We start from the raw sequence: 3,127 nt of genomic DNA on the forward strand, positions 1-3,127 counted from the left end.
GCCGCGTTTCGGGCGCCTAGCCGGTCGACGTGGACCCACGCATGCACTGAATCTTCGGTGGCCTCGAGCCGCCCGATGACGGATTCCACGAGCTCGGCCGCCGAAAGTTCGCCGCGGCGCAGTAGCCCGGACGCCTCCGTGATTCCCAGTTCCCATGCTTCAGTCATTCGCGCCTCCTCCAGGGGCTTCCTGCAAACGTCGGGGGTCGAAATCGGCCCTCAACGCGACCATGCCGCGCTGAAAGTCATTGAATGAGCGTTCGACGGCGGCCGCGTCCTCCCGCTGGATGGCCTCGCCAACCAGCTCGATGAGTCGCGCGGACTGCTCTGGAGTCAAGAGCCCGTTCACCGGTGCGCCGCCGGAGTCAGCCGACCGTCCCGCACCACGCAGACGCCGCCGACGAAGACGAACCGTACGTCGCGGAAGTCTTCGGCGCTGGCGACGACGACGTCGGCATCCCGTCCCGTTTCAATCCGCCCGCCGTTCGGCGCAATCCCCGGAATCAACCCGGTCACAGCGGATGTTGCCATGGCCACTGCTCCGGCCAAGGATCTGTAGCCATGCTCGGCCACATCCTGCACGGCCGAGATCAACTCATCGTGGTGGCCCTCGTGGCCGTAGTCCGTGGCGAGGACATCCACCAGCCTGGGCTCCTGCAGCAGTACATCCCAGTGCTCCCGCGTGGTCACGGTCTGTTTGCGGTGCAGGAGGTCGAAAACGGAGACTTCGGCCGGCCAACCGTGGTCCCTGCCGAACTTGGCCAAGGCAAGCGCCTCCGCGGGAGTGTGCGAGGGGTGGTTGGCGTGGGAGGCAATGACGCTCGCTTTGGCGCCTGGTCTCCGGGACCCGCCTGCCGTGGCCTGTGGTGTCCCGTCCATGAGTTCGCGCATGACCCGGGCTGTCGCGGCTGCACTGTGCACAATCGCCGGGACGCCGAACCGAGCCGCGGCCTGGACGCCCTCCCGGATGCCGTTGAGTGCTGGCTCGATGGAAGGCAACACGGAATCCGCGATGATTTTCCGCAATGCGACGAGGCCGATCTGTCCTTCCAAGCCGGCTTCGGCGGCCGCGGCGCGCAGTTCGGCCATGTCGCAAGCCTCGGGATCGATGAAGCGGCCAAGGACGGCTTCCTTCATCCGCCGGGCCTGCGCCGAGTGCACGCGCACGCCGCTCGCCTTTTCGATGGCGCGGGAGATGTAGCTCAGGTCCTGCCCTCCCCCGCCGAGGGTTTGTCCGCCGCCGAGCTCCCCGATCGCGATCGCACCGTCGTCGAGCATCCTCTCCACCGTGCTGTGGCCGGCCTGGGCGGGCAGTCCCCTGCCGTCAGCCAGTCGTGCGGCCCGCTCAGCCTCGGGCAAGTATGTCGTTGCTCCACGGACCTGGACCGCATGGCGGCGGTCGGCTTCCCGGACATGGTCCATGGTGCAGAAACCGCAAAGGTTCAGCACTGTGGTGGTTCCCGCAAGAAGGTGGCGGTCAAGATTCGCCAACCACTCGTCGTCGGGCAGCGCGGGGGCGCCGCTGGGCATGAGCGGCCCGGGAGTCACCCCATGGACGTGGCTATTGATGAGACCAGGCATCACGACGCATCCGCCCGCATCGATCACCTCGCCGTCGAACGCTTGATCGCGATCCCAACGCTCGAGAACGTCGGCGACGCGACCGCGGCGCAGGATCACTGCTCCCGTTTCGAGCACCGTATTGCCTGTGCCTGGCACTACGGTGCCACCGTGGATGAGCGTAGACATTCGACTCCCTATCGATTACGTTCATGATATCGAAGTATCTTCACTATAACCACAGAGAAAAAGCGCAGAGGAGATTCCACAGTGCCAGTCCCCTCCACCTCCCGGGATTTCGTGGGCTACGGCGAGCATCCACCGGAGTTCCGCTGGCCTGGGGATGCACGCGTTGCCGTGTCCCTGGTGATCAATGTCGAAGATGGAGCGGAGCGCAGCATCGCCCGCGGGGGCCCAGCGGACGATCTTGGAGCCCACTGGATCAAGCACCCCGCCCACCCCACGGTCCGGAACCTCACGCTGGAATCCGCTTTCGAATACGGATCAAGGGCAGGCATCTGGCGCGTGTTGCGCATTCTGAGGCGCCACGACGCGAGGGCAACGGCTTTCTGCTGCGCCACGGCACTTGAGCAAAACCCGCAGATCGCTGCTGCGCTCGTCAGGGACGGCCACGAAATTGCCGACCACGGTTACAACTGGGATACCCACGCCGGGCTCGCTCCCGAGGAGGAGCGCGCGCTCATTACCGCTTCCCGCGACTCCATCGCCCGAAGCACCGGCGTTCCGCCGACCAGCTGGTACTCCCGCGACGGACTCAACCCTGGCACGCGGGACATTCTCGCCGCCGCTGGATTCATGTACGAGTCCAATAGCTTCAACGATGACTTGCCGCACTCCGGAACCGGGATGGACAAGGCGGGGAAGGACGGAACAGGGTTGCCCGTGCTGCCCTACGCCGGTGACACCAACGACTCGGGCCTCTTCAGGCAGTTCCCCACGGCCACCGCGTTCGCGCGCCACTTGTGCGGCACGCTCGACATCATGCTCACTGACAGCCGGCACGGCCCGTCCGTCATGAACGTGGGCTTGCACCCGCGCCTCATTGGCCGGCCTGCCTACGCCGCCGCCCTGGATGCGTTCTTGTCCCACGCGGGCAAAAACCAAGCGTGGACTGCGACGCGATCGCAGATCATCCAGGCCTGGCTGCTGAAGACGAGCCTAGGCCCTAGCGAGCAGCGCGCCCCAACCAGGGATCGGGCGCGCAGTTCCGGCCAGCCGGAGGAGATGCCACAGCGTGGCTGTTGCGCTGTCGACCACGGGCACGCCGAATTCGGATTCGAAGCCGGCCGCAAGATAGGCGGAGCGAAGGTTCGTCCCGATACAGACCACCGCGTCGACGTCGGAACCAAAGGCGGGCTTCATGAGCGCGCCGATTTCGGTGCTGGACATCCGCGAGATCTCCGGATTGGACATCGACGTCGCGGGCACCGAGGAACGGACTACTTCCAGGCCGCTGGCTGCGTACTCACGTTCAATGAGTGCCACGATGCCCGCGGGGCCGGGAAAAACGACGGCGACCCGGCCGGCGTCGAGCGCTTCCAGGGCGG

At 66.0% G+C, this 3,127-nt stretch carries 2 protein-coding genes; one reads left to right on the forward strand and one right to left on the reverse strand.

Annotated elements, in window-relative coordinates; all coding sequences use genetic code 11:
• Positions 1-344: 344 nt before the first annotated feature.
• On the reverse strand, positions 345-1,748 hold the full coding sequence (locus AHiyo1_RS08585; protein WP_059388276.1) for an amidohydrolase family protein: 1,404 nt from the start codon (positions 1,746-1,748) through the stop codon (positions 345-347).
• An 81-nt stretch (positions 1,749-1,829) separates the two neighbouring features.
• On the opposite strand from AHiyo1_RS08585, the gene AHiyo1_RS08590 reads away from it, so the two are divergent.
• The coding region (locus AHiyo1_RS08590) for a polysaccharide deacetylase family protein (RefSeq protein WP_059388277.1) at positions 1,830-3,127 on the forward strand (1,298 nt) is incomplete at its 3' end.

The sequence above is a fragment of the Arthrobacter sp. Hiyo1 genome (assembly GCF_001263615.2).
Classification (GTDB): domain Bacteria; phylum Actinomycetota; class Actinomycetes; order Actinomycetales; family Micrococcaceae; genus Arthrobacter.

Excerpts from the sequence above, each read along its gene's own strand:
- AHiyo1_RS08585 (WP_059388276.1), bottom strand. The coding sequence starts at position 1,748 with ATGTCTACGCTCATCCACGGTGGCACCGTAGTGCCAGGCACAGGCAAT.